The sequence below is a fragment of the Kaistia sp. UC242_56 genome (assembly GCF_044452255.1).
In the GTDB taxonomy this organism is placed as follows: Bacteria; Pseudomonadota; Alphaproteobacteria; order Rhizobiales; family Kaistiaceae; genus Kaistia; species Kaistia defluvii_A.
On the sequence record NZ_JBIOAN010000002.1, the window covers coordinates 3306200 to 3326841 of the forward strand.

The 20642-nt window shown below is 61.8% G+C and carries 15 protein-coding genes, 1 tRNA gene and 1 pseudogene; all 17 read right to left on the reverse strand.

Annotated features, from left to right (window positions below; all coding sequences use genetic code 11):
* Positions 1 to 2: 2 nt before the first annotated feature.
* Entirely contained in the window at positions 3 to 311 is a 309-nt protein-coding gene (rpsJ, locus tag ACHMWQ_RS18290) for a 30S ribosomal protein S10 (protein ID WP_018184903.1), read from the reverse strand.
* 61 nt (positions 312 to 372) lie between these two features.
* Positions 373 to 1563, reverse strand: coding sequence for an elongation factor Tu (gene tuf, locus ACHMWQ_RS18295; protein WP_354550030.1), 1191 nt, complete (start codon positions 1561 to 1563; stop codon positions 373 to 375).
* Positions 1564 to 1614: 51 nt separating this feature from the next.
* Positions 1615 to 3690, reverse strand: coding sequence for an elongation factor G (fusA, locus tag ACHMWQ_RS18300; protein WP_354550032.1), 2076 nt, complete (start codon positions 3688 to 3690; stop codon positions 1615 to 1617).
* Positions 3691 to 3713: 23 nt separating this feature from the next.
* Positions 3714 to 4184, reverse strand: coding sequence for a 30S ribosomal protein S7 (gene rpsG / locus ACHMWQ_RS18305; RefSeq protein WP_018184665.1), 471 nt, complete (start codon positions 4182 to 4184; stop codon positions 3714 to 3716).
* Between the two features lie 15 nt (positions 4185 to 4199).
* The gene (gene rpsL / locus ACHMWQ_RS18310) at positions 4200 to 4571 is read right to left on the reverse strand and encodes a 30S ribosomal protein S12 (RefSeq protein ID WP_018184664.1); all 372 of its coding nucleotides are present in this window, start codon (positions 4569 to 4571) and stop codon (positions 4200 to 4202) included.
* Between the two features lie 444 nt (positions 4572 to 5015).
* A complete protein-coding gene (locus tag ACHMWQ_RS18315; protein ID WP_396308558.1) occupies positions 5016 to 5450 on the reverse strand; it encodes a cupin domain-containing protein in 435 nt (144 codons plus the stop codon).
* A gap of 158 nt (positions 5451 to 5608) precedes the next feature.
* Positions 5609 to 6943 (reverse strand): esterase-like activity of phytase family protein, encoded by a 1335-nt coding sequence (locus ACHMWQ_RS18320; RefSeq protein ID WP_396308559.1) that lies wholly within the window; start codon positions 6941 to 6943, stop codon positions 5609 to 5611.
* Between the two features lie 117 nt (positions 6944 to 7060).
* Positions 7061 to 8329 (reverse strand): alpha/beta hydrolase, encoded by a 1269-nt coding sequence (locus ACHMWQ_RS18325; RefSeq protein ID WP_396309478.1) that lies wholly within the window; start codon positions 8327 to 8329, stop codon positions 7061 to 7063.
* 202 nt (positions 8330 to 8531) lie between these two features.
* Positions 8532 to 12768: pseudogene (gene rpoC, locus ACHMWQ_RS18330) on the reverse strand (DNA-directed RNA polymerase subunit beta').
* 95 nt (positions 12769 to 12863) lie between these two features.
* Positions 12864 to 17000 (reverse strand): DNA-directed RNA polymerase subunit beta, encoded by a 4137-nt coding sequence (gene rpoB / locus ACHMWQ_RS18335; RefSeq protein ID WP_354550040.1) that lies wholly within the window; start codon positions 16998 to 17000, stop codon positions 12864 to 12866.
* Positions 17001 to 17141: 141 nt separating this feature from the next.
* Positions 17142 to 17513 carry a 50S ribosomal protein L7/L12 gene (gene rplL, locus ACHMWQ_RS18340; RefSeq protein ID WP_354550042.1) on the reverse strand — a complete coding sequence of 124 codons (372 nt, stop codon included), beginning with the start codon at positions 17511 to 17513 and terminating at the stop codon, positions 17142 to 17144.
* 45 nt (positions 17514 to 17558) lie between these two features.
* A complete protein-coding gene (gene rplJ / locus ACHMWQ_RS18345) occupies positions 17559 to 18077 on the reverse strand; it encodes a 50S ribosomal protein L10 (protein WP_396309479.1) in 519 nt (172 codons plus the stop codon).
* 300 nt (positions 18078 to 18377) lie between these two features.
* Entirely contained in the window at positions 18378 to 19076 is a 699-nt protein-coding gene (rplA, locus tag ACHMWQ_RS18350; protein WP_354550044.1) for a 50S ribosomal protein L1, read from the reverse strand.
* 2 nt (positions 19077 to 19078) lie between these two features.
* Positions 19079 to 19510 carry a 50S ribosomal protein L11 gene (gene rplK / locus ACHMWQ_RS18355; protein WP_396308560.1) on the reverse strand — a complete coding sequence of 144 codons (432 nt, stop codon included), beginning with the start codon at positions 19508 to 19510 and terminating at the stop codon, positions 19079 to 19081.
* Between the two features lie 141 nt (positions 19511 to 19651).
* A complete protein-coding gene (nusG, locus tag ACHMWQ_RS18360; RefSeq protein ID WP_266334976.1) occupies positions 19652 to 20182 on the reverse strand; it encodes a transcription termination/antitermination protein NusG in 531 nt (176 codons plus the stop codon).
* Positions 20183 to 20197: 15 nt separating this feature from the next.
* A complete protein-coding gene (gene secE / locus ACHMWQ_RS18365) occupies positions 20198 to 20398 on the reverse strand; it encodes a preprotein translocase subunit SecE (RefSeq protein ID WP_266334978.1) in 201 nt (66 codons plus the stop codon).
* A 97-nt stretch (positions 20399 to 20495) separates the two neighbouring features.
* Positions 20496 to 20571: transfer RNA gene (locus tag ACHMWQ_RS18370), tRNA-Trp, on the reverse strand.
* Positions 20572 to 20642: the final 71 nt, after the last annotated feature.

The following is a 20642-nucleotide window of genomic DNA, read 5'->3' on the forward strand; positions in this document are numbered from 1 at the left end:
CCTCAGAGCTTAATTTCGACGTCCACACCGGCCGCCAGGTCGAGCTTCATAAGCGCGTCCACGGTCTGCGGTGTGGGGTCGACGATGTCGAGAAGACGCTTATGCGTCCGCATCTCGAACTGCTCACGGCTTTTTTTGTCGATATGCGGCGACCGGTTCACGGTGAACTTCTCAATTTGCGTGGGAAGTGGCACCGGGCCTACTACGCGGGCACCAGTACGCTTTGCCGTGTTCACGATCTCTCGCGTGGATGCATCGAGAATCCGATGATCGAACGCTTTGAGCCGGATCCGGATATTCTGACCGTTCATCGATTTCTGTCCTCAGGTGACATGGGCACACGACACCGCCGTGTGCCCGGTCCGGCCGACCTTACTTAATGATGCTGGCGACGACGCCGGCGCCGACGGTACGACCGCCTTCACGGATGGCGAAGCGAAGCTTCTCTTCCATGGCGATCGGCACGATCAGCTCGACATCCACCGAGATGTTGTCGCCCGGCATCACCATCTCGACGCCTTCCGGCAGCGTGACCACGCCCGTCACGTCGGTCGTGCGGAAGTAGAACTGCGGACGGTAGTTGGTGAAGAACGGCGTGTGACGGCCACCCTCTTCCTTGGTCAGGATGTAGGCCTCGGCCTTGAACACCGTATGCGGCGTCACGGAACCGGGCTTGCAGAGAACCTGACCGCGCTCGACGCCCTCACGGTCGATACCGCGAAGCAGAGCACCGATGTTGTCACCAGCCTGGCCCTGATCGAGCAGCTTGCGGAACATCTCGACGCCGGTGCAGGTCGACTTGACGGTCGGACGGATGCCGACGATCTCGATTTCCTCACCGACCTTGACGATGCCGCGCTCGACGCGACCGGTCACGACCGTACCGCGGCCCGAGATTGAGAACACGTCTTCGATCGGCATCAGGAACGGCAGGTCAACCGGACGCTCCGGCTGCGGGATGTAGGTGTCGACGGCGGTCATCAGCTCGAGGATCGCGTCTTCGCCCAGCTTGGCGTCGCCATCATTGAGCGCGACAACGGCCGAACCCTTGATGATCGGAATGTCGTCGCCCGGGAAGTCGTAGGACGACAGCAGTTCGCGAACTTCGAGCTCGACGAGCTCGAGGAGCTCCGGATCGTCGACCAGATCGCACTTGTTCAGGAACACGACGAGGGCGGGAACGCCGACCTGACGAGCGAGCAGGATGTGCTCGCGCGTCTGGGGCATCGGGCCGTCGGCGGCCGAGCAAACCAGGATCGCGCCGTCCATCTGGGCTGCGCCGGTGATCATGTTCTTCACATAATCGGCGTGGCCGGGGCAATCGACGTGAGCGTAGTGACGGTTGGCCGTCTCGTACTCGACGTGTGCGGTCGAGATCGTGATGCCGCGAGCGCGCTCTTCGGGAGCCGCGTCGATCTGATCATAAGCCTTGAACGTCGCACCACCGGTCTTCGCCAGCACCTTGGTGATGGCTGCGGTCAGCGAGGTCTTGCCGTGGTCAACATGGCCGATCGTGCCAATGTTGCAATGCGGCTTATTGCGTTGGAATTTTTCTTTTGCCATCGGACTTCTCCGTCTCGTCTATCAGCAGGTTCAGTTTCGCGTCGTAAAGGTCTAGGCGTACTTCGCCTGGACCTCCTGAGCGACGGCCTGCGGGACCTGCTCATAATGATCAAACTGCATCGTGTAGCTCGCGCGGCCCTGGCTCATGGAGCGCAGGTTGTTCACGTAAGAGAACATGTTGGCGAGCGGGACGAAGGCCGTGATGACATTTGCGTTGCCGCGCATGTCCTGGCCCTGGATCTGGCCACGGCGCGAATTCAGATCGCCGATAACCGAACCCACATATTCTTCCGGCGAAACGACTTCGACCTTCATGACGGGCTCGAGGAGGGCCGGATTGGCCTTCAGGAGACCTTCGCGAAGAGCCGCACGGGACGCGATTTCAAACGCGATCGCCGAGGAGTCGACTTCGTGATAGGCGCCGTCGATCAGCGAGACCTTGACGTCCACGACCGGGAAGCCCGCGATCGGGCCGGAGGTCATGACCGAGTTCAGGCCCTTTTCGACGCCGGGGACGTATTCCTTCGGAACAACGCCGCCGATGATCTTGTTTTCGAAGCTGTAACCGGCACCGATCTCGCTCGGCTCGATGACGAACTTGACGCGGGCGAACTGGCCCGTACCGCCGGTCTGCTTCTTGTGGGTGTAGTCGATTTCCGTCTTCTTGCGGATGGTCTCGCGATAAGCCACCTGCGGAGCGCCGACATTCACGTTGATGTTGTACGGCGCACGACGAAGGATATCGATCTTGATGTCGAGGTGAAGCTCGCCCATCCCCTTGATGATCGTCTGGCCGGACTCGCTGTCCGTCGAGACGCGGAAGGACGGATCCTCGGAAGCGAGCTTCTGCAGCGCAGTGCCCAGCTTCTCCTGGTCGGCCTTCGAAGCCACTTCCACCGACATTTCGATGACCGGCTCGGGGAACTCCATCTTCTCCAGGATGATCGGAGAAGCGGGGTCGCAGAGCGTGTCGCCGGTGCGGCTTTCCTTCAGACCAACGAGAGCGATGATGTCGCCGGCATAAGCCACGTCGATATCTTCACGCGAATTGGCATGCATCGCGACCATGCGGCCGATACGCTCTTTCTTCTCCTTGGTGGAGTTGAGGAGCGTGGTGCCCTTGTTCAGGACGCCGGAATAGATGCGGGCGAAGGTCAGGATGCCGAACGGGTCTTCAATGATCTTGAAGGCCAGCATGGCAAGCGGCTCGTCGTCGGTCGAATGACGCTCGACTTCCAGCTCGGTCTTGACGTCGATGCCCTTGGTCGGCGGCACATCGACCGGCGACGGGAGGTAATCGACAACCGCGTCGAGCAGCGTCTGAACGCCCTTGTTCTTGAAGGACGAACCACAAAGAACCGGGAACCAGTTCGAATGCAGCACGGCCTTGCGGATCAGCGACTTGAGAGTCGCCAGGTCCGGCTCGTTGCCTTCGAGGTAGGCTTCCATGGCGGCATCGTCGAGCTCGACGGCAGCTTCGATCAGATTGGCGCGAGCGGCCTGGGCCTTCTCGAGCAGATCCGCCGGGATCTCGACTTCGTCATACATCGCGCCGAGGCTTTCGTCATTCCAGACGGCGGCCTTCATGGTCACGAGGTTGATGATGCCCTTGAACTCGTTCTCGGCGCCGATCGGCAGCTGGATCGGAACGGGGCGAGCGCCGAGGCGCTGCTTGATGTCCGCGATGCACATGTCGAAATTGGCACCGGTCTTATCCATCTTGTTACAGAAGACAATGCGCGGAACGTGGTACTTGTCGCCCTGACGCCAGACGGTTTCCGTCTGCGGCTCGACGCCCTGGTTGGAGTCGAGAACGCAAACGGCGCCGTCGAGCACACGCAGCGAACGCTCGACTTCGATCGTGAAGTCAACGTGGCCGGGGGTGTCGATGATGTTCAGGCGCTTGCCGTTCCAGAACGTCGTGGTCGCGGCAGAGGTAATCGTGATGCCACGCTCCTGCTCCTGCTCCATGTAGTCCATGGTGGCAGCGCCGTCGTGGACTTCGCCGATCTTATGGCTCTTGCCCGAATAGTACAGAATCCGCTCGGTCGTCGTCGTCTTGCCCGCGTCGATGTGGGCCATGATTCCGAAGTTGCGGTAGTCTTCGATCTTATGCGTGCGGGCCATAATGGTCTGCCTTTGTCCGATCGTTACCAGCGATAGTGCGAGAATGCGCGGTTGGCTTCAGCCATCCGGTGCGTGTCTTCGCGCTTCTTCACGGCATTGCCGCGGCTGTTCGAGGCATCCAGCAGCTCGCCGGACAGACGCTCGATCATCGTCTTCTCGTTGCGGCCACGAGCCGCGGTGAGGAGCCAACGAATGGCGAGAGCCTGGCGACGGTCCGTACGAACCTCGACGGGAACCTGGTAGGTTGCACCACCGACACGACGCGAACGCACTTCGATGTGCGGGGCGACGTTGTCCAGAGCCTGGCGGAACACCACGACGGGCTCCTGCTTGGTCCGGTTCTGGATGATGTCGAAGGCACCGTAAACGATGCTCTCGGCAACCGACTTCTTGCCGTCATACATGACGGCATTCATGAACTTGGTGACGACGATATCGCCGAACTTGGGGTCCGGGATGATCTCGCGCTTTTCTGCACTATGGCGACGGGACATTGATCCTGTTCCCTATTACTTCGGACGCTTCGCGCCGTACTTGGAACGACGCTGCTTACGGCCCTTGACACCCTGGGTATCGAGCACGCCGCGCAGGATGTGGTAGCGCACGCCCGGCAGATCCTTGACGCGGCCGCCACGGATCATGACGACAGAGTGCTCCTGCAGGTTGTGGCCTTCGCCCGGGATGTAGCCAATGACTTCAAAGCCATTGGTCAGGCGAACCTTCGCGACCTTACGAAGGGCCGAGTTCGGCTTCTTCGGCGTGGTCGTATAGACGCGAGTGCAAACGCCGCGCTTCTGCGGGTTCTCCTGCAGCGCCGGAACCTTGTTCCGCTTCGCCGGCGCTTGACGCGGCTTGCGGATGAGCTGGTTAATTGTCGGCATGCTTCGCCTTTCAGCTAGCCTACGGTTCTGTTTCTGTCTTCCGCTCTTCGCACCTTCGCCACAGCCGATTGACCATGAACAAAGAGCGCCCGGACCGCTTACCGCGGAGGCGCTACGAAAAGCAGAGGATCACGGCGGTTGCCGCGATCGTGCGTGTCGTTCTTAACTCTTGTTTCGATTCGGACAGCGTTTAAGTCTGAACTCCGCGACGTGGCGCCGCTGGAAAAACTGAACTTACCGCCTGCCTGAAAGCTTGCGGAACCTACTTATTCGGATGGTTCCAGTCAACCCCTGCGCGGGGTTCTTTTCAAAGCGCCCCGCGACGCAAGGATTCCCCAAACCGGCGGACCGGCCAGCAATATTCGCAATGATCGGAACGAGATCACGGAAGATTGTTGCCCAGCCACTCGCGCGGCTCCCGGCCGAGGCGGGAATCGCCTCGACTCACTCTGGCGCAGCCGTCCGCGTGGAGAACGGCATTCCTTTCTGACCGGTTACGATCATCAGGATTCGCACGGTTTCGTCGCCGACGACTCGGCCGTTATGGCGGTGATCGACCATTTCCGCAAACGAATCCCCCGCCTTGAAGATTCGCTTCGCCCCGCCCTCGCTGTCGACCTCGATGGTCCCGGCCAGGATGTAGGCGTAGGCCGGCACCGGATGGGTGTGCCAGCCGGTCTCGCCGCCCGCCGGAATCTCGACGATCAGGCTCTGCACTTCGGGATCGGAAAAGCTCGGGTAGTGGATCGGATCGCCACTCGTCGTCGTGGTCGTCTGCAGGATGCGCTTCACCTTGACGGAGGGCTTGTAGCTCTCCTCGGCAAACGCGGCGGTAACAGCGAGCGTCGCGCCGAGCGCGATCAATGTCAGCAGTTTCATCCTGGCCCCTCCCCGGGCGCGCTCCATGGAGCGCATCGGTAGCTGCCCCTTTCCGGAGCAGCTCTCCTCAGCGTCATTGCTAGAGAGTTCGACGCCAAAGGAAAAGGGCCGCCCGGAGGCGACCCTTCATCATGATGAACGCTTGTAGCCGCCGCCCGCTATTCGGCCTTCAGGAAGTCGCCGACCTCGAGCACGATGAACTCGTTGTTGTCGGCCTTACCCTGCGCGCGACCGACCGAGAACGGGAAGTTGTTGTCGTCGGCGACGATGATGTGGGTCTCGTCGATCCGGTCGACATTCTCGATGGTCTCAAACGGGAAGGTGAAGACGCCGTCCTTCGAGCCGACGCGAGCGACGGCGTTCGGATCCTTGATGTTCATCAGGTCGATAAAGCCGATCTTGCGCACGACGCCGTCGGCATCGGTCTTGGAGAGATCGACCAGGTAGATGCGCTTGAACTTGGCCGGCGTCTCCGCCCAGCCCTCGCGGGCATCGCCCTGCCCGCCATCGCGCTCGATCACGAGCGCGCGGTTGGCGTCGATCATGTTGAAGTCGCCGATCGCGTTGCCGAAGTCCTCAAGCGGATAGTAGCGGACCGTATCGGCGAAGGCTTTCGAGGCAATGTCGAAATCGAAGATCGGCAGCACCGACTTGCCGCCCTTCTCGACGAACTTGCCGGCCTTGGCGTCCCAGGGCGCGCCTTCCAGCATGGGATGCAGGGTCTTGCCATCCGCTGACAGCGCCATGCCTTCAAAACCCTTGGAGCGGCGCACGTTGAATTCGGGCATCGGCTTGTCGGGACCGGCCGGCATGACGACCGCATAATTGTCGGGGCTGCGATAGGTCACGCCGGCAACGACGGTCTCCTTGAGGCTGAGCACCGTGCCATCCGCATCCACCTCGACCAGGTAGGGGCCGAACTCATCGCCGATCCAGAAATGCTCGCCGACCTTCTGGATGCTCTCGGGATCGAAGTCGGCGCCGGTGAGGTAGCGGGCATCCGTATTCTCGTTGACCACCCGGAACGGGACGACACGGGTCGGGTCCTTGACGAAGACCGTCTTGACGATCTCGATGCGGCCCGTCTTCCAGTCCGGCTTGACGATGTGGAACATGATCATCGCGTCGGCGGAATTGGCCTTGGCGCCAAAGCCGTTGTCGGTCAGCACGACATAAGTACCGTCGCCGAGCGGGCGGATACCGGAGAAGCCCTGCACGGGCTGGCCGGCGAACGGACGGGCCAGGCCGGTCTTCTCGTCGAAGATCGAATAGAGACGATCGAAGCGGCGGCCGAAATCGGCGCCCGTACCGGTGTAGCGGCCGGAGGTATTGAGCGTAGCGGGCGCATCGGCAGGCGGCACGGCGAAGCTCTGGGCCGGCAGCACGGCGTGCTGGCTCAGCACGGCATCGAACCGCGTGGGCTCGGCAGCGGAGGCGCTCGCCGCCATGGCGACGAGCGAAAGGCCGGCGAGAAAGAACTGGCGAGGCGACATGGACAAATCTCCGTTCGGGATAACGGAGATCTCCTAGGTGGCCCATGTCTCAGCCGAGCGACACCGCAATGTCACCTTCATGACAGGCCGCCGAACAGTCGCGACCCGGCGTAGCCCCTAATAGGCCACGCCGCTGGGCTTCAGCAGCGCGCCAGCCGTATCGGCATTATCCGATAGCGTGTTGCCGAGCGCCTTGATCTGGGAGTTGTAGGTATCGCGGGTATCCGGATCGATGATGGCGACCGGCGCGGTCACGATCAGGCCGGCCGCGGTGCCAACGCTGGCGGCAGCGCCCGTTGTCACGGCAACGAGCTTGTCACCGAACGCCGTCTTCGAATCCGTCATGGTCTGGCCTTCGGCGAGACGCGCCCCGATCAACTGCACAACTTCGGGGCTCGCGGCGAACTTCGCATGGTTCAGCCGGTCATCCGTATGCAACTTGGTCAGGTCGATGACGGTGATCTTGTCCTGCTGCAGCTCGGACGCAAATGGCTCCTGGGCGACGTTGATCTGCCCCAGACGTTCGACATTGCCCCAGACGCGCCGCGAAACCTTCAAGGCGCGATCATCCTGCGAGACGAACAGGGTAACATTCGGCCCGTTGACGCCGATATCGGCCATCTGGCGGCGGAAGACGTCGATATCGACGTCCGGCGCAGCCAGCATGACGTTCTTGATCTTAGGCGCGATGCGCTTGTCGCGGATCGCCATCTGGCGCAGCGCCTCCAGCGTCACCCAATTGCCCATGGAGTGGGCCAGGATCGAGACTTCGTCGACATTGGGATCATCCGCAAGCGCCTTCAGCAGAAGCTCGAGCGCATCGCGCGAATAGTTGTTGCTCTCCCGGTCATAGCCATAGGCAAGGACGCTGCCGCGCGAGGGCCACGTGAACAGGATCGGCACGACGTCCGAATCCGAGTCATGCACGATCTGGGCAAAGCGATAGACGGCGTCTTCAAAACGGTTGTTGAAGCCATGGATGAAGACCAAGGCCTGACGCTTCGGTGTTGCCTTGATGCGCTTGTTGAACCATGCCCTCGCTTGAGCGAGGTTCATATCCTCGGCCTTGACCGTGACGAAATCCGTGGCGGGATTTCCCGGCAGCTTCTTCGGCCACTGCACGTCGCCCTTTTTCCGGATCGAGTCCGGCGGGATCGAGACAACGATGTTGGCAAAATCGATGGCCCGGCCGCGTTCACCCGTGAACATCTGGCCAGGGACGGTCGAACGCTGGCGCGTGGTCGCGACGGCCATGTCGACCGTGGTGCTGCCGGGAACGGGCGCCGTGATCGACACGGGAAGCAGCACGTCTTTCGGACGGCCGCCGCAGCCTGCAAGCAAGCCAACGAGCACGAGGCTCGTGACACCAGTCCGGACCAGAACCATCAGGCTACGCAAGTTGACCTACCCCCGAAAAACACGAAGCCTTCGCCATTCCCCAGCCAAGCTCCGCAACGCTCATTGTAGCCTATCCTGAAAGCAAGTTGCATGTCTGGCCCGCTGGCGACAACAAACTTCGGGAGCGCGGCTTCTGCGCCACGAAAAAGGCCGCCCGAAGGCGGCCTTTTCCATTCCTGGACCGAGTGGATTACTCGGCCGCGTTGGTCAGATCACCGAGCAGGCCAGCAGGCGCTGCCGCCGGCTGCGACGCTGCCGAGGAACGGCGACGCTCCTCGAGGATCAGCTCGTCGCGCTTGGTCGCGATCTCGCGGATACGGCCCATCGTTCCACCGGTACCCGCCGGGATGAGGCGGCCGACGATGATGTTCTCCTTGAGACCCTCGAGCGGATCGACCTTGCCGTTGACGGCCGCCTCGGTGAGGACGCGGGTCGTTTCCTGGAAGGACGCTGCCGAGAAGAACGAACGCGTCTGCAGGCTGGCCTTGGTGATGCCGAGCAGGACCGGGTTGCCCTGGGCAGGCTTCTTGCCCTCGGACTTGGCCTTCTCGTTCACCACGTCGAACTCCAGGCGATCGATCTGCTCGCCGTTGAAGAACTCCGTCTCGCCGGCATCATAGACCTCGACCTTCTGCAGCATCTGGCGAACGATCACCTCGATGTGCTTGTCGTTGATCTGCACGCCCTGCAGGCGATAGACGTCCTGGATCTCGTTGACGAGGTAGGCCGCGAGTGCCTCCACGCCCTTGATCGCCAGGATGTCATGCGGCGCAGGGTTGCCGTCCATGATGTAGTCGCCCTTCTCCACGGCGTCGCCTTCCTGGAGATGGAACGGCTTGCCCTTCGGGATCAGGTACTCGATCGGCTCCAGCAACTCGCCATCCAGACCGACCGATCCCTCGACCGGCTCAACGATGACGCGACGCTTGTTCTTGTAGTCGCGGCCGAAGCGGATCGTGCCGTCCATCTCTGCGATGATGGCGTGATCCTTCGGACGACGGGCCTCGAACAGCTCCGCCACGCGCGGCAGACCGCCCGTGATGTCGCGCGTCTTGGCGCCTTCCGTCGGAATACGCGCCAGCACGTCGCCAGCGTGAACCGTCGAACCGGGATCGACCGACAGAATGGTCTCGACCGACAGCATGTACCGGGCTTCACCGCCACGGGCCAGCTTGAGGATCTTGCCGTCCTTGCCCTTGATCACGATCGCCGGCTTCAGATCGCCGCCGCGCGGATTGGCACGCCAGTCGATGACGACGCGCTTGGTGATGCCGGTCGCCTCGTCGGCCGTTTCCACGACCGAGATGCCTTCGACCATGTCTTCATAGCCGACGATACCCGAGACTTCCGTCAGAACCGGACGGGTGTAGGGATCCCACTCGGCCAGACGCTGCCCGCGCTTGACCTGGTCACCCTCGTCGACGTGAACGCGCGAACCATAGGTGACGCGGTTGACCGCGCGCTCCATGCCGTCCTTGTCGACGATGACGATCGCCATGTTGCGGCCGAGGGCCACCAGCTTGCCGCCGGAGTCGCGGACCACGTTGCGGTTACGCATCGTGACCGTGCCTTCGAAGCTCGAACTCGATGAAGGAAGAGTCGACCACCTGTGCCGTGCCACCGATGTGGAACGTGCGCATGGTGAGCTGCGTGCCGGGCTCGCCGATGGACTGGGCCGCGATAACACCAACGGCCTCGCCCATGTTGACGGTCGTGCCGCGCGCCAGATCGCGACCGTAGCAGGCCGCGCAGACGCCGATCTTCGTGTCGCAGGTCAGCACCGAGCGGATCTTGACCGCCTGGACGCCAGCCTTCTCGACGCGATCGACATCCTTCTCGACGATCAGGTGACCGGCCGGAACCAGCACTTCGCCGGTCGCGCCCGAAACGATGTCCTCGGCAGCCGTACGACCGAGAATCCGCAGGCCGAGCGAAGCGACGACCTGGCCGCTGTCGATCACTGCCTGCATCTTCAGGCCGTTCGTCGTGCCGCAATCCTGCGCAATGATGATGCAGTCCTGCGCCACGTCGACGAGACGACGCGTCAGATAGCCCGAGTTCGCCGTCTTCAAGGCGGTGTCGGCCAGACCCTTACGGGCACCGTGGGTCGAGTTGAAGTACTCGAGAACGGTCAGGCCTTCCTTGAAGTTCGAGATGATCGGGTTCTCGATGATCTCGCCCGACGGCTTGGTCATCAGACCGCGCATGCCGGCAAGCTGCTTCATCTGGGTCGGCGAACCACGAGCACCCGAGTGGCTCATCATGTAGACCGAGTTCATCGGCTTCTGACGGCCGGTTTCCGCGTCGTGATGAACGGCGGAAATGCCCTTCATCATCTCGGCGGCGACGGCGTCACCACACTTGGCCCAGGCGTCGACGACCTTGTTGTACTTCTCACCGAAGGTGATCAGGCCGTCATTGTACTGCTGCTCGTAATCCTTCGCGAGCGCCTGCGTTTCCTCGACCAGCTTGGCCTTGGTCGGCGGGATGACCATGTCGTCCTTGCCGAACGAAATGCCAGCACGGCAGGCTTCGCGGAAGCCCAGCGCCATGATGCGGTCGCAGAAAATGACCGTCTCCTTCTGACCGCAATGGCGGTAGACGGCGTCGATCGTGTTCGAGACTTCCTTCTTGGTCATCAACTTGTTGACGACGTCGAAGGGCAGGTTGTGGTGCTTCGGCAGCAATTCGCCGATCAGCAGGCGACCCGGGGTGGTGTCGTAGATCTTCGACGTGACGTTGCCGTCCGCGTCGACGCCACGATAGCGACCCTTGATCTTGGTGTGCAGCGTGATCGCCTTGGCGGCGATCGCGTGCTCGATCTCGGCGATCGAACCGAACAGCATGCCCTCGCCCGGCTCCTTGTCTGCCATGATCGACAGATAATAGAGACCGAGGACGATGTCCTGCGACGGCACGATGATCGGCTGGCCGTTCGCGGGATGCAGGATGTTGTTGGTCGACATCATCAGGACGCGCGCTTCCAGCTGCGCTTCGAGCGACAGCGGAACGTGCACGGCCATCTGGTCGCCGTCGAAGTCGGCGTTGAAGGCCGAGCAGACGAGCGGATGCAGCTGGATCGCCTTGCCTTCGATCAGCACGGGCTCGAAAGCCTGGATGCCGAGGCGGTGAAGCGTCGGGGCGCGGTTCAGCAGGATCGGATGCTCGCGGATAACCTCGTCCAGGATATCCCAGACTTCCGGCTTTTCCTTTTCGACGAGCTTCTTCGCCTGCTTGACCGTGGACGAGAAGCCCTTGGCGTCAAGGCGCGAGTAGATGAACGGCTTGAACAGCTCGAGCGCCATCTTCTTCGGCAGGCCGCACTGGTGCAGCTTCATTTCCGGACCCACGACGATCACGGAACGGCCGGAGTAGTCGACGCGCTTGCCGAGCAGGTTCTGGCGGAAGCGGCCCTGCTTGCCCTTCAGCATGTCGGAGAGCGACTTCAGCGGACGCTTGTTGGCGCCGGTGATGACGCGGCCACGACGGCCGTTGTCGAACAGCGCATCGACCGCTTCCTGAAGCATGCGCTTCTCGTTGCGGATGATGATGTCCGGGGCGCGCAGTTCGATCAGCCGCTTCAGACGATTGTTGCGGTTGATGACGCGGCGATACAGGTCGTTCAGGTCGGAGGTCGCGAAGCGGCCGCCGTCGAGGGGAACCAGCGGGCGCAGATCCGGCGGGATGACCGGGATGACCGTCATGATCATCCATTCCGGGCGATTGCCGGATTCGATGAACGCTTCGACCAGCTTCAGGCGCTTGCCGAGCTTCTTCGGCTTCAGCTCCGAGGTCGAGGTGGCGATCTCTTCGCGCAGGTCGACGGCGAGCTTCGGCAGGTCGAGCGCCATCATCATCTCGCGGATGGCTTCCGCGCCGATGAGGGCGGTGAACGAGTCATCACCATATTCGTCCTGGGCGCGCAGGTACTCTTCCTCGGAAAGAAGCTGACGCTCCTTCAGAGGGGTGAGGCCCGGCTCGATGACGACGTAGTTCTCGAAATACAGGATCCGCTCGAGATCTTTCAGCGTCATGTCCATCAGCATGCCGATACGCGACGGCAGCGACTTCAGGAACCAGATATGAGCGACGGGCGCTGCCAGCTCGATGTGACCCATGCGGTCACGCCGAACGCGTGCGAGCGTGACTTCCACGCCGCACTTCTCGCAGATGATGCCCTTGTACTTCATGCGCTTGTACTTACCGCACAGGCACTCGTAATCCTTGATCGGTCCGAAAATGCGCGCGCAGAACAGGCCGTCGCGCTCAGGCTTGAACGTACGGTAGTTGATCGTTTCCGGCTTCTTGATCTCACCGTACGACCAGGACAGAATCTTCTCAGGGCTCGCAATGTGGATGCGGATCTGATCGAAATTCTGTGCCGGCTGCGCCAGCGGATTGAAGATGTTCGCGACTTCTTGATTCATCGCCGATCTCCTTCGATGCCGGTGGCCGGTTGAGGATCACCCTCTACCGGAACACCGCATGTAAACTGAATGGGCCTATCGGAAACCGCGGCGGATTATTCCGCCGCGTCCGGAAGCCTTGCGTTCGCCTCGGCGTCCAAGGCCTTCTTGGACTGATTGAGCTCGACGTCGAGCCCGAGGGACCGCATTTCCTTGACCAGCACGTTGAACGATTCCGGAATACCGGCCTCGAACGTGTCATCGCCGCGGACAATCGCCTCATACACCTTGGTACGGCCGGCCACGTCGTCGGACTTCACGGTCAGCATTTCCTGCAGCGTGTAGGCGGCGCCATAGGCCTCGAGAGCCCAGACCTCCATCTCGCCGAAGCGCTGGCCACCGAACTGCGCCTTACCACCCAGCGGCTGCTGCGTGACGAGCGAGTACGGGCCGATCGAGCGGGCGTGGATCTTGTCATCGACCAGGTGGTGCAGCTTGAGCATGTAGATGTAGCCCACTGTCACCTTGCGGTCGAATGCCTCGCCCGTACGTCCGTCATACAGAACCGACTGGCCGGAGTCGTGAAGACCCGCCTCCTCCAGCATCTCGACGATGTCCGGCTCACGCGCACCGTCGAAGACCGGCGTCGCAATCGAGACGCCCTTCTTCAGGTGTTCGCTCATCCGGATGACCGAAGCGTCGTCCAGTTCCGCAACCGGCTGATCCTTCGGACCGTTATAGATGCCGTCGAGGGTGAGGCGGAGCGGCTTGACGTCGCCCGACTTCTTATAATCCTCGAGCATCTTGCCGATCTTCAGGCCCATGCCTGCGCAAGCCCAGCCCAGATGCGTCTCCAGGATCTGGCCGACATTCATGCGGCTCGGCACGCCGAGCGGATTGAGCACGATATCGACATGCGTACCGTCCTCGAGGAACGGCATGTCCTGGATCGGGGTGATCCGCGACACGACGCCCTTGTTGCCGTGACGGCCGGCCATCTTGTCGCCCGGCTGGATCTTGCGCTTCACCGCGACGAAGACCTTGACCATCTTCATCACGCCCGGAGGCAGCTCGTCGCCGCGCTGCAGCTTCTCGACCTTGTCGATGAAGCGCTTCTCCAGCCGCTTGCGGCTCTCGTCATACGACCCGCGCAGAGCCTCGATCTCGCCCATGACCTTTTCGTCGGCGAAAGCGAACTGCCACCACTGCGACCGCGGATACTCCTCGATGACATCGCGCGTCAGCACGGTGTCCTTCTTGAAGTTCTTCGGGCCGCTGGAAGCGGTCTTGCCGTCGAACATGTCGACCAGACGGCCATAGACGTTACGGTCCAGGATGGCCTGCTCGTCGTCGCGGTCCTTGGCGAGACGCTCGATCTCTTCCCGCTCGATCGCCATCGCGCGCTCGTCCTTCTCCACGCCATGGCGGTTGAAGACGCGCACTTCCACGATAGTGCCGGTCACGCCCGGCGGCACGCGGAGCGAGGTATCGCGAACGTCGGAAGCCTTTTCACCGAAGATGGCGCGCAGAAGCTTCTCTTCCGGCGTCATCGGGCTTTCGCCCTTCGGCGTGATCTTGCCGCAAAGGATGTCGCCCGGCTGCACGTCGGCGCCGATATAGACGATGCCGGCTTCGTCGAGGTTCTTCAGCGCTTCTTCCGAAACGTTCGGGATATCGCGCGTGATTTCTTCCGGACCGAGCTTGGTATCGCGCGCCATGACCTCGAACTCCTCGATATGGATCGAGGTGAAGACGTCATCCGACACGATGCGCTCGGACAGGAGGATCGAGTCCTCGAAGTTGTAGCCGTTCCACGGCATGAACGCGACGAGCACGTTCCGGCCGAGCGCCAGATCACCGAGATCCGTCGACGGGCCGTCCGCCAGGATATCGCCCTTGCCGACGCGATCCCCCACGCGGACAAGCGGCCGCTGGTTGATGCAGGTCGACTGGTTCGAACGCTGGAACTTCATCAGACGATAGATATCGACACCCGACTTCGAAGGATCAAGTTCCTCCGTCGCGCGGATAACGATACGGGTCGCATCGACCTGGTCGACGATACCGCCGCGGCGAGCCGCGATGGCAGCGCCGGAATCACGGGCAACGACGGCCTCCATGCCGGTACCGACGAAAGGCGCCTCGGCGCGAACGAGCGGCACCGCCTGACGCATCATGTTCGAACCCATCAGGGCGCGGTTCGCGTCATCGTTCTCGAGGAACGGGATCAGCGAGGCCGCGACCGAAACGAGCTGCTTCGGCGACACGTCCATGAAGTCGACGCGGTCGGAGGTGACCATGACGTTTTCGCCGGAATGGCGGCTGATGATCAGGTCATCGGTCAGCTTGCCGTTCGCATCGAGTTTCACGTTCGCCTGGGCGACGTAGTACTTCGACTCTTCCATCGCCGACAGATAGACGATGTCCATCGTCGCGACGCCGTCCTTGACGCGCCGGTACGGGCTCTCGATGAAGCCGTACTTGTTGACGCGGGCAAACGTCGCGAGCGAGTTGATCAGGCCGATATTCGGGCCTTCCGGCGTCTCGATCGGGCAGATACGGCCGTAATGCGTCGGGTGCACGTCGCGCACTTCGAAGCCGGCACGCTCGCGCGTCAGACCGCCCGGGCCAAGCGCCGAGAGACGGCGCTTGTGGGTGATTTCCGACAGCGGGTTGGTCTGATCCATGAACTGCGACAGCTGCGAAGAGCCGAAGAACTCGCGCACGGCGGCAGCCGCCGGCTTGGCGTTGATCAGATCCTGCGGCATGACGTTGCCGATCTCGACCGACGACATGCGTTCCTTGATCGCGCGCTCCATGCGGAGCAGACCGACGCGGTACTGGTTCTCCATGAGCTCGCCGACCGAACGCACGCGGCGATTGCCGAGATTGTCGATGTCGTCGATTTCGCCCTGGCCGTCGCGCAGTTCGACAAGCGTCTTGATAACCGCCAGGATGTCTTCCTTGCGGAGCACGCGAACGGTGTCCTCGGCCGTCAGGTCGAGGCGCATGTTCATCTTGACGCGGCCGACGGCCGACAGATCGTAGCGCTCGCTGTCGAAGAACAGCGACTGGAACATGGCGGTCGCGGTATCGACGGTCGGCGGCTCGCCCGGACGCATGACGCGGTAGATGTCGAACAGCGCGTCTTCGCGCGACTCGTTCTTGTCCACGGCCAGTGTGTTGCGGATGTAGGCGCCGATATTGATGTGGTCGATATCGAGAACCGTGACTTCGTCGTAGCCGGCCTCGTCCAGGATCTCGAGCAGCTTTTCGCTGATCTCGTCACCGGCTTCGGCGTAGACTTCACCCGTGGTCGGGTTGACGATGTCCTCGGCGATATAGGTGCCGTGCAGGTCCTCGTTGAGAACCTTCAGCGCCTTGACGCCCTTCTCGGCCAGGCCGCGAGCGGCGCGGGCCGTCAGCTTCTTGCCGGCCTCGACCACGACTTCGCCGGTGTCGGCGTCGATCATGTCCATGGCGGCCTTCATCCCGCGCATACGCGCCGGATCATAAGGCATGCGCCAGCCATCGCCGACCTTGGAGTAGACGATCTTCGAATAGAAGGTGTCGAGGATCTCTTCGCCGTCCATGCCGAGCGCGAACATCAGCGACGTCACCGGAATCTTGCGGCGACGGTCGATGCGTGCGTGCACGATGTCCTTGGCGTCGAACTCGATGTCGAGCCAGGAACCGCGATACGGAATGATGCGGGCGGCGAACAGGAGCTTGCCCGACGAATGGGTCTTGCCCTTGTCGTGATCGAAGAAGACGCCCGGCGAGCGGTGCATCTGCGAGACGATCACGCGCTCGGTGCCGTTGACGATGAAGGTGCCGTTGGACGTCATCAGGGGCATTTCGCCCATGTAGACTTCCTGCTCCTTGATGTCCTTGACGGACTTCGCGCCGGTGTCCTCGTCGACATCGAACACGATCAGGCGCAGCGTGACCTTCAGCGGCGCCGAGAAGGTGATGCCACGCTGGCGGCACTCGTCGACGTCATACTTCGGCGGGTCGAAATCATAGCGGACGAATTCGAGCAGCGCCGTATTCGAGAAGTCCGAAATTGGGAATACGGATTTGAAAACGGCCTGCAAACCTTCGTCCGGACGCCCGCCCTTCGCTTCCTCAACCATGAGGAATTGGTCGTAGGACGCCTTCTGAACCTCGATGAGGTTCGGCATCTCGGCCACGTCGCCGATGGACCCGAAGACCTTGCGGATGCGCTTACGACCGGTGAATTCCAGGGCCATGTTCGCTCCTTCTTTACGTTCAAGAACAGCTATCCGGAAAGCCGTATAGCCGCGCTCGGGCGCGGCTCTCTGGATAGCGGTCCTTATGGACCATGATGGAAACCGGCCCCGGCAATCCGGGGCCGGCCTATTTCAATCGACTTACTTGACGTCGACCTTGGCGCCTGCGCCCTCAAGCTGCGTCTTGAGCTTGGCAGCCTCGTCCTTCGAGACGCCTTCCTTGACGGCCTTCGGAGCTGCTTCGACCAGGTCCTTGGCTTCTTTGAGGCCAAGAGCGGTGATCGCGCGGACTTCCTTGATCACGTTGATCTTGTTCGCGCCGGCCTCAACGAGGATGACGTCGAACTCGGTCTTCTCTTCCACAGCGGCGGCCGGAGCGGCAGCAGCGGCAGCAGCAGCGACCGGAGCAGCAGCCGAAACGCCCCACTTCTCTTCGAGAAGCTTGGAGAGCTCAGCAGCCTCGAGCACGGTCAGGGCGGACAGATCGTCCACAATCTTTGCAAGATCAGCCATTTTATATTCCTGTCAGTTCGAACTTCGTTTGAATGAGAGAACGGCCTACGCCGCTTCATCCTTCTTGGCATAGGCGCCGAACACGCGGGCAAGCTGCGCCGCGGGTGCGCTGACGACAGTCGCGATCCTGGTGGCCGGTGCCTGAAGCAGGCCGACCAACTTACCGCGCAGTTCATCCAGCGACGGCAGCGTGGCAAGAGCCTTGACGCCGTTCGGATCCAGATTGGTCTTGCCCATCGCGCCGCCGAGAATGACGAGCTTGTCATTCGTCTTGGCGAAATCGGACACGACCTTGGGAGCTGCTACCGGATCGTTCGAATAAGCGACGATCGTCGGACCTGTGAACAGGTCCGCAATGTGAGCAGACTCAGTGCCTTGAAGGGCGAGCTTGACGAGGCGGTTCTTAGCGACCTTTACGCTGACCCCTGCCACGCGAGCCTTGCCACGAAGGGCGGTGAGCTCGGCGACGGTGAGGCCGGCATAGTGTGCCACGACGACGACATTGGCCTCCTGGAAGACCTCGTTCATCGTCGAGACAAGTTCGCGTTTTTCCGCTCTTTCCACTTGCCTCTCTCCAGATAGGCGGGTGACCTTTCGGTCCTTACCACCGGTTACGTATGCCGCGACCAGATGTCCGATCGCGGCGCTGCGTGCCTGTCCCCCAGCCACTCTTGCGAGCTTCGGGTCAAAGAGGTTCGAACTGATAAGCGGCTTGCGCCGAAAATCCATCTTCCCCCCGTCTATGCAGGAGATTAAGCCGGCAAGCCGGCCCCTGCAGTCTCGGACAGGTATTGGACCGGGCGGAGAGCGAACCCTCCGCCGGCCATCTTGCCGCCCGGAAGACCGGGCGGAGATTCTTGAGCCTTACGCGCCGAGCGCGGTGGCCGGATCGACATGGACGCCGGGGCCCATGGTCGAGGAAACGGCAACCTTCTGAAGGTACGTGCCCTTCGCGCCCGTCGGGCGTGCCTTCTGGACGGCGTCCACGAAAGCCTTGATGTTCTGGACCAGCTTCTCGGTGTCGAAGCTCGCCTTGCCGATGCCGGCATGGATGATACCAGCCTTCTCGACGCGGAACTCGACCGAGCCGCCCTTGGCGCCGGCAACAGCCGTTGCGACGTCCATGGTGACCGAACCGACCTTCGGGTTCGGCATCAGGCCGCGCGGGCCGAGCACCTTACCGAGACGGCCGACCAGCGGCATCATGTCCGGGGTCGCGATGCAGCGATCGAAATCGATCGTGCCGCCCTGAACGATCTCGAGCAGATCCTCGGCGCCGACGATGTCCGCACCCGCTGCCTTGGCTTCTTCAGCCTTGGCGCCGCGTGCGAAAACCGCGACGCGGACCTTACGGCCGGAGCCGTTCGGGAGGTTGCAGACGCCGCGGACCATCTGGTCTGCATGGCGGGGATCGACGCCGAGATTGAGGGCGACCTCAATCGTCTCGTCGAACTTCGCATTGGCGCGATCCTTGATGAGCGCCACTGCGACGCTGATCGGATAGAGCTTGTTGCGGTCGATGCCCTCGCGGGCGTTGATAACGCGCTTACCGTGCTGAGCCATGATCAGGCAACCACCTCAAGGCCCATAGACCGGGCGGAACCTTCGATCATCCGAGCCGCCGCTTCGATATCCTCGGCGTTCAGATCCTTGAGCTTCTTCGTCGCGATCTCGACGCACTGGGCGTGCGTGACCGAACCGGCGACGGCGCCCTTGCCCGGCGTCGTTGCGCCCTTGGCAAGGCCAGCGGCCTTCTTCAGAAGGAAGCTCACCGGCGGCGTCTTCATCACGAAAGTGAAGGACTTGTCCTGGTAGTAGGTGATGACCACCGGTACCGGGGAGCCCTTTTCCATTTCCTGGGTCTGCGCGTTGAACGACTTGCAGAATTCCATGATGTTGATGCCGCGCTGACCGAGCGCGGGACCGATCGGCGGCGACGGGGTCGCCGAGCCGGCCTTGACCTGAAGCTTCAGGTAGCCTGCAACTTTCTTTGCCATTTTTATTCCTTTCCCATGCCGGCAACCCGCCGACGAGGTAGGCCGACATCACATCGGCCAATTGCCAGCCTCAGATGGCAGGAATGGCGTGGTGCGGATGGCGACACTTGGCGAGCGCCGCATCCTCCCACGCCCAAACGATCAGAGCTTTTCGACCTGACCGTATTCGAGCTCCACCGGAGTGGCGCGCCCGAAAATCGACACGGCGACCTTGAGCCGGGCGCGAACCTCGTCGACTTCCTCGACAAGGCCATTGAACGAAGCAAACGGGCCGTCCGAAACGCGGACCTGCTCGCCGACTTCGAAACTGACAGACGGCTTCGGCCGCTCCACGCCTTCCTGCACCTGATGAATGATGCGGTTGGCTTCGGCTTCCGAGATCGGCATCGGCCGATTGTCGGAGCCAAGGAAGCCCGTCACCTTCGGCGTGTTCTTGATCAGATGATAGGCGTCATCGGTCAGCGCCATCTTCACGAGTACGTAACCCGGGAAAAATTTGCGCTCGGCATCGATCTTGCGACCGCGGCGAACCTCGACGACCTTCTCGGTCGGAACCAGGATCTCGTCGAAAAGATCGGCGAGGCCACGCTGGCCCGCCTGCTCGCGGATTGACTCCGCGACCTTCTTTTCGAAGTTCGAATAGGCGTGGACAATATACCAGCGTTTATCCAATGAACTGTCCTCCGCCTATCGGCCGAGACCGAGCAGGAACGAGACGCCCCAGCTCAGACCGAAATCGGCAATGGTGAAGAACAGGCTCGCAAGCACGGCCATAACGAAGACCATGACTGTCGTGATCGCGGTTTCGCGACGAGACGGCCATACGACCTTCGATACCTCCGTGCGAACCTGCTGGAGGAACGTAAATGGATTAGTTTTGGTGGCCATTACCCGCTCACGGCTTGCGGGCGCGCGGACGTCTGTCTGCGCACCCCGCTGGGAAGCGTTACATAGAACCGATCAATCGATTCCTCAAGTAGTAAATTGGCAGGGGCAGTAGGATTCGAACCTACGACCTACGGTTTTGGAGACCGTCGCTCTACCAGCTGAGCTATACCCCTACCGGAGAGAAGGCCTGTTTCCAGCCCTTCTCAAAACCTTCCGACGACGTTCCTGCTACTTAGCAGACCCG

Bases quoted from the DNA above. Each gene is read 5' to 3' on its own strand.
- rpsJ (WP_018184903.1), bottom strand. From the start codon at position 311: ATGAACGGTCAGAATATCCGGATCCGGCTCAAAGCGTTCGATCATCGG.
- tuf (WP_354550030.1), bottom strand. From the start codon at position 1,563: ATGGCAAAAGAAAAATTCCAACGCAATAAGCCGCATTGCAACATTGGC.
- fusA (WP_354550032.1), bottom strand. From the start codon at position 3,690: ATGGCCCGCACGCATAAGATCGAAGACTACCGCAACTTCGGAATCATG.
- rpsG (WP_018184665.1), bottom strand. From the start codon at position 4,184: ATGTCCCGTCGCCATAGTGCAGAAAAGCGCGAGATCATCCCGGACCCC.
- rpsL (WP_018184664.1), bottom strand. From the start codon at position 4,571: ATGCCGACAATTAACCAGCTCATCCGCAAGCCGCGTCAAGCGCCGGCG.
- ACHMWQ_RS18315 (WP_396308558.1), bottom strand. From the start codon at position 5,450: ATGAAACTGCTGACATTGATCGCGCTCGGCGCGACGCTCGCTGTTACC.
- ACHMWQ_RS18320 (WP_396308559.1), bottom strand. From the start codon at position 6,943: ATGTCGCCTCGCCAGTTCTTTCTCGCCGGCCTTTCGCTCGTCGCCATG.
- ACHMWQ_RS18325 (WP_396309478.1), bottom strand. From the start codon at position 8,329: ATGGTTCTGGTCCGGACTGGTGTCACGAGCCTCGTGCTCGTTGGCTTG.
- rpoB (WP_354550040.1), bottom strand. From the start codon at position 17,000: ATGGCCCTGGAATTCACCGGTCGTAAGCGCATCCGCAAGGTCTTCGGG.
- rplL (WP_354550042.1), bottom strand. From the start codon at position 17,513: ATGGCTGATCTTGCAAAGATTGTGGACGATCTGTCCGCCCTGACCGTG.
- rplA (WP_354550044.1), bottom strand. From the start codon at position 19,076: ATGGCTCAGCACGGTAAGCGCGTTATCAACGCCCGCGAGGGCATCGAC.
- rplK (WP_396308560.1), bottom strand. From the start codon at position 19,510: ATGGCAAAGAAAGTTGCAGGCTACCTGAAGCTTCAGGTCAAGGCCGGC.
- secE (WP_266334978.1), bottom strand. From the start codon at position 20,398: ATGGCCACCAAAACTAATCCATTTACGTTCCTCCAGCAGGTTCGCACG.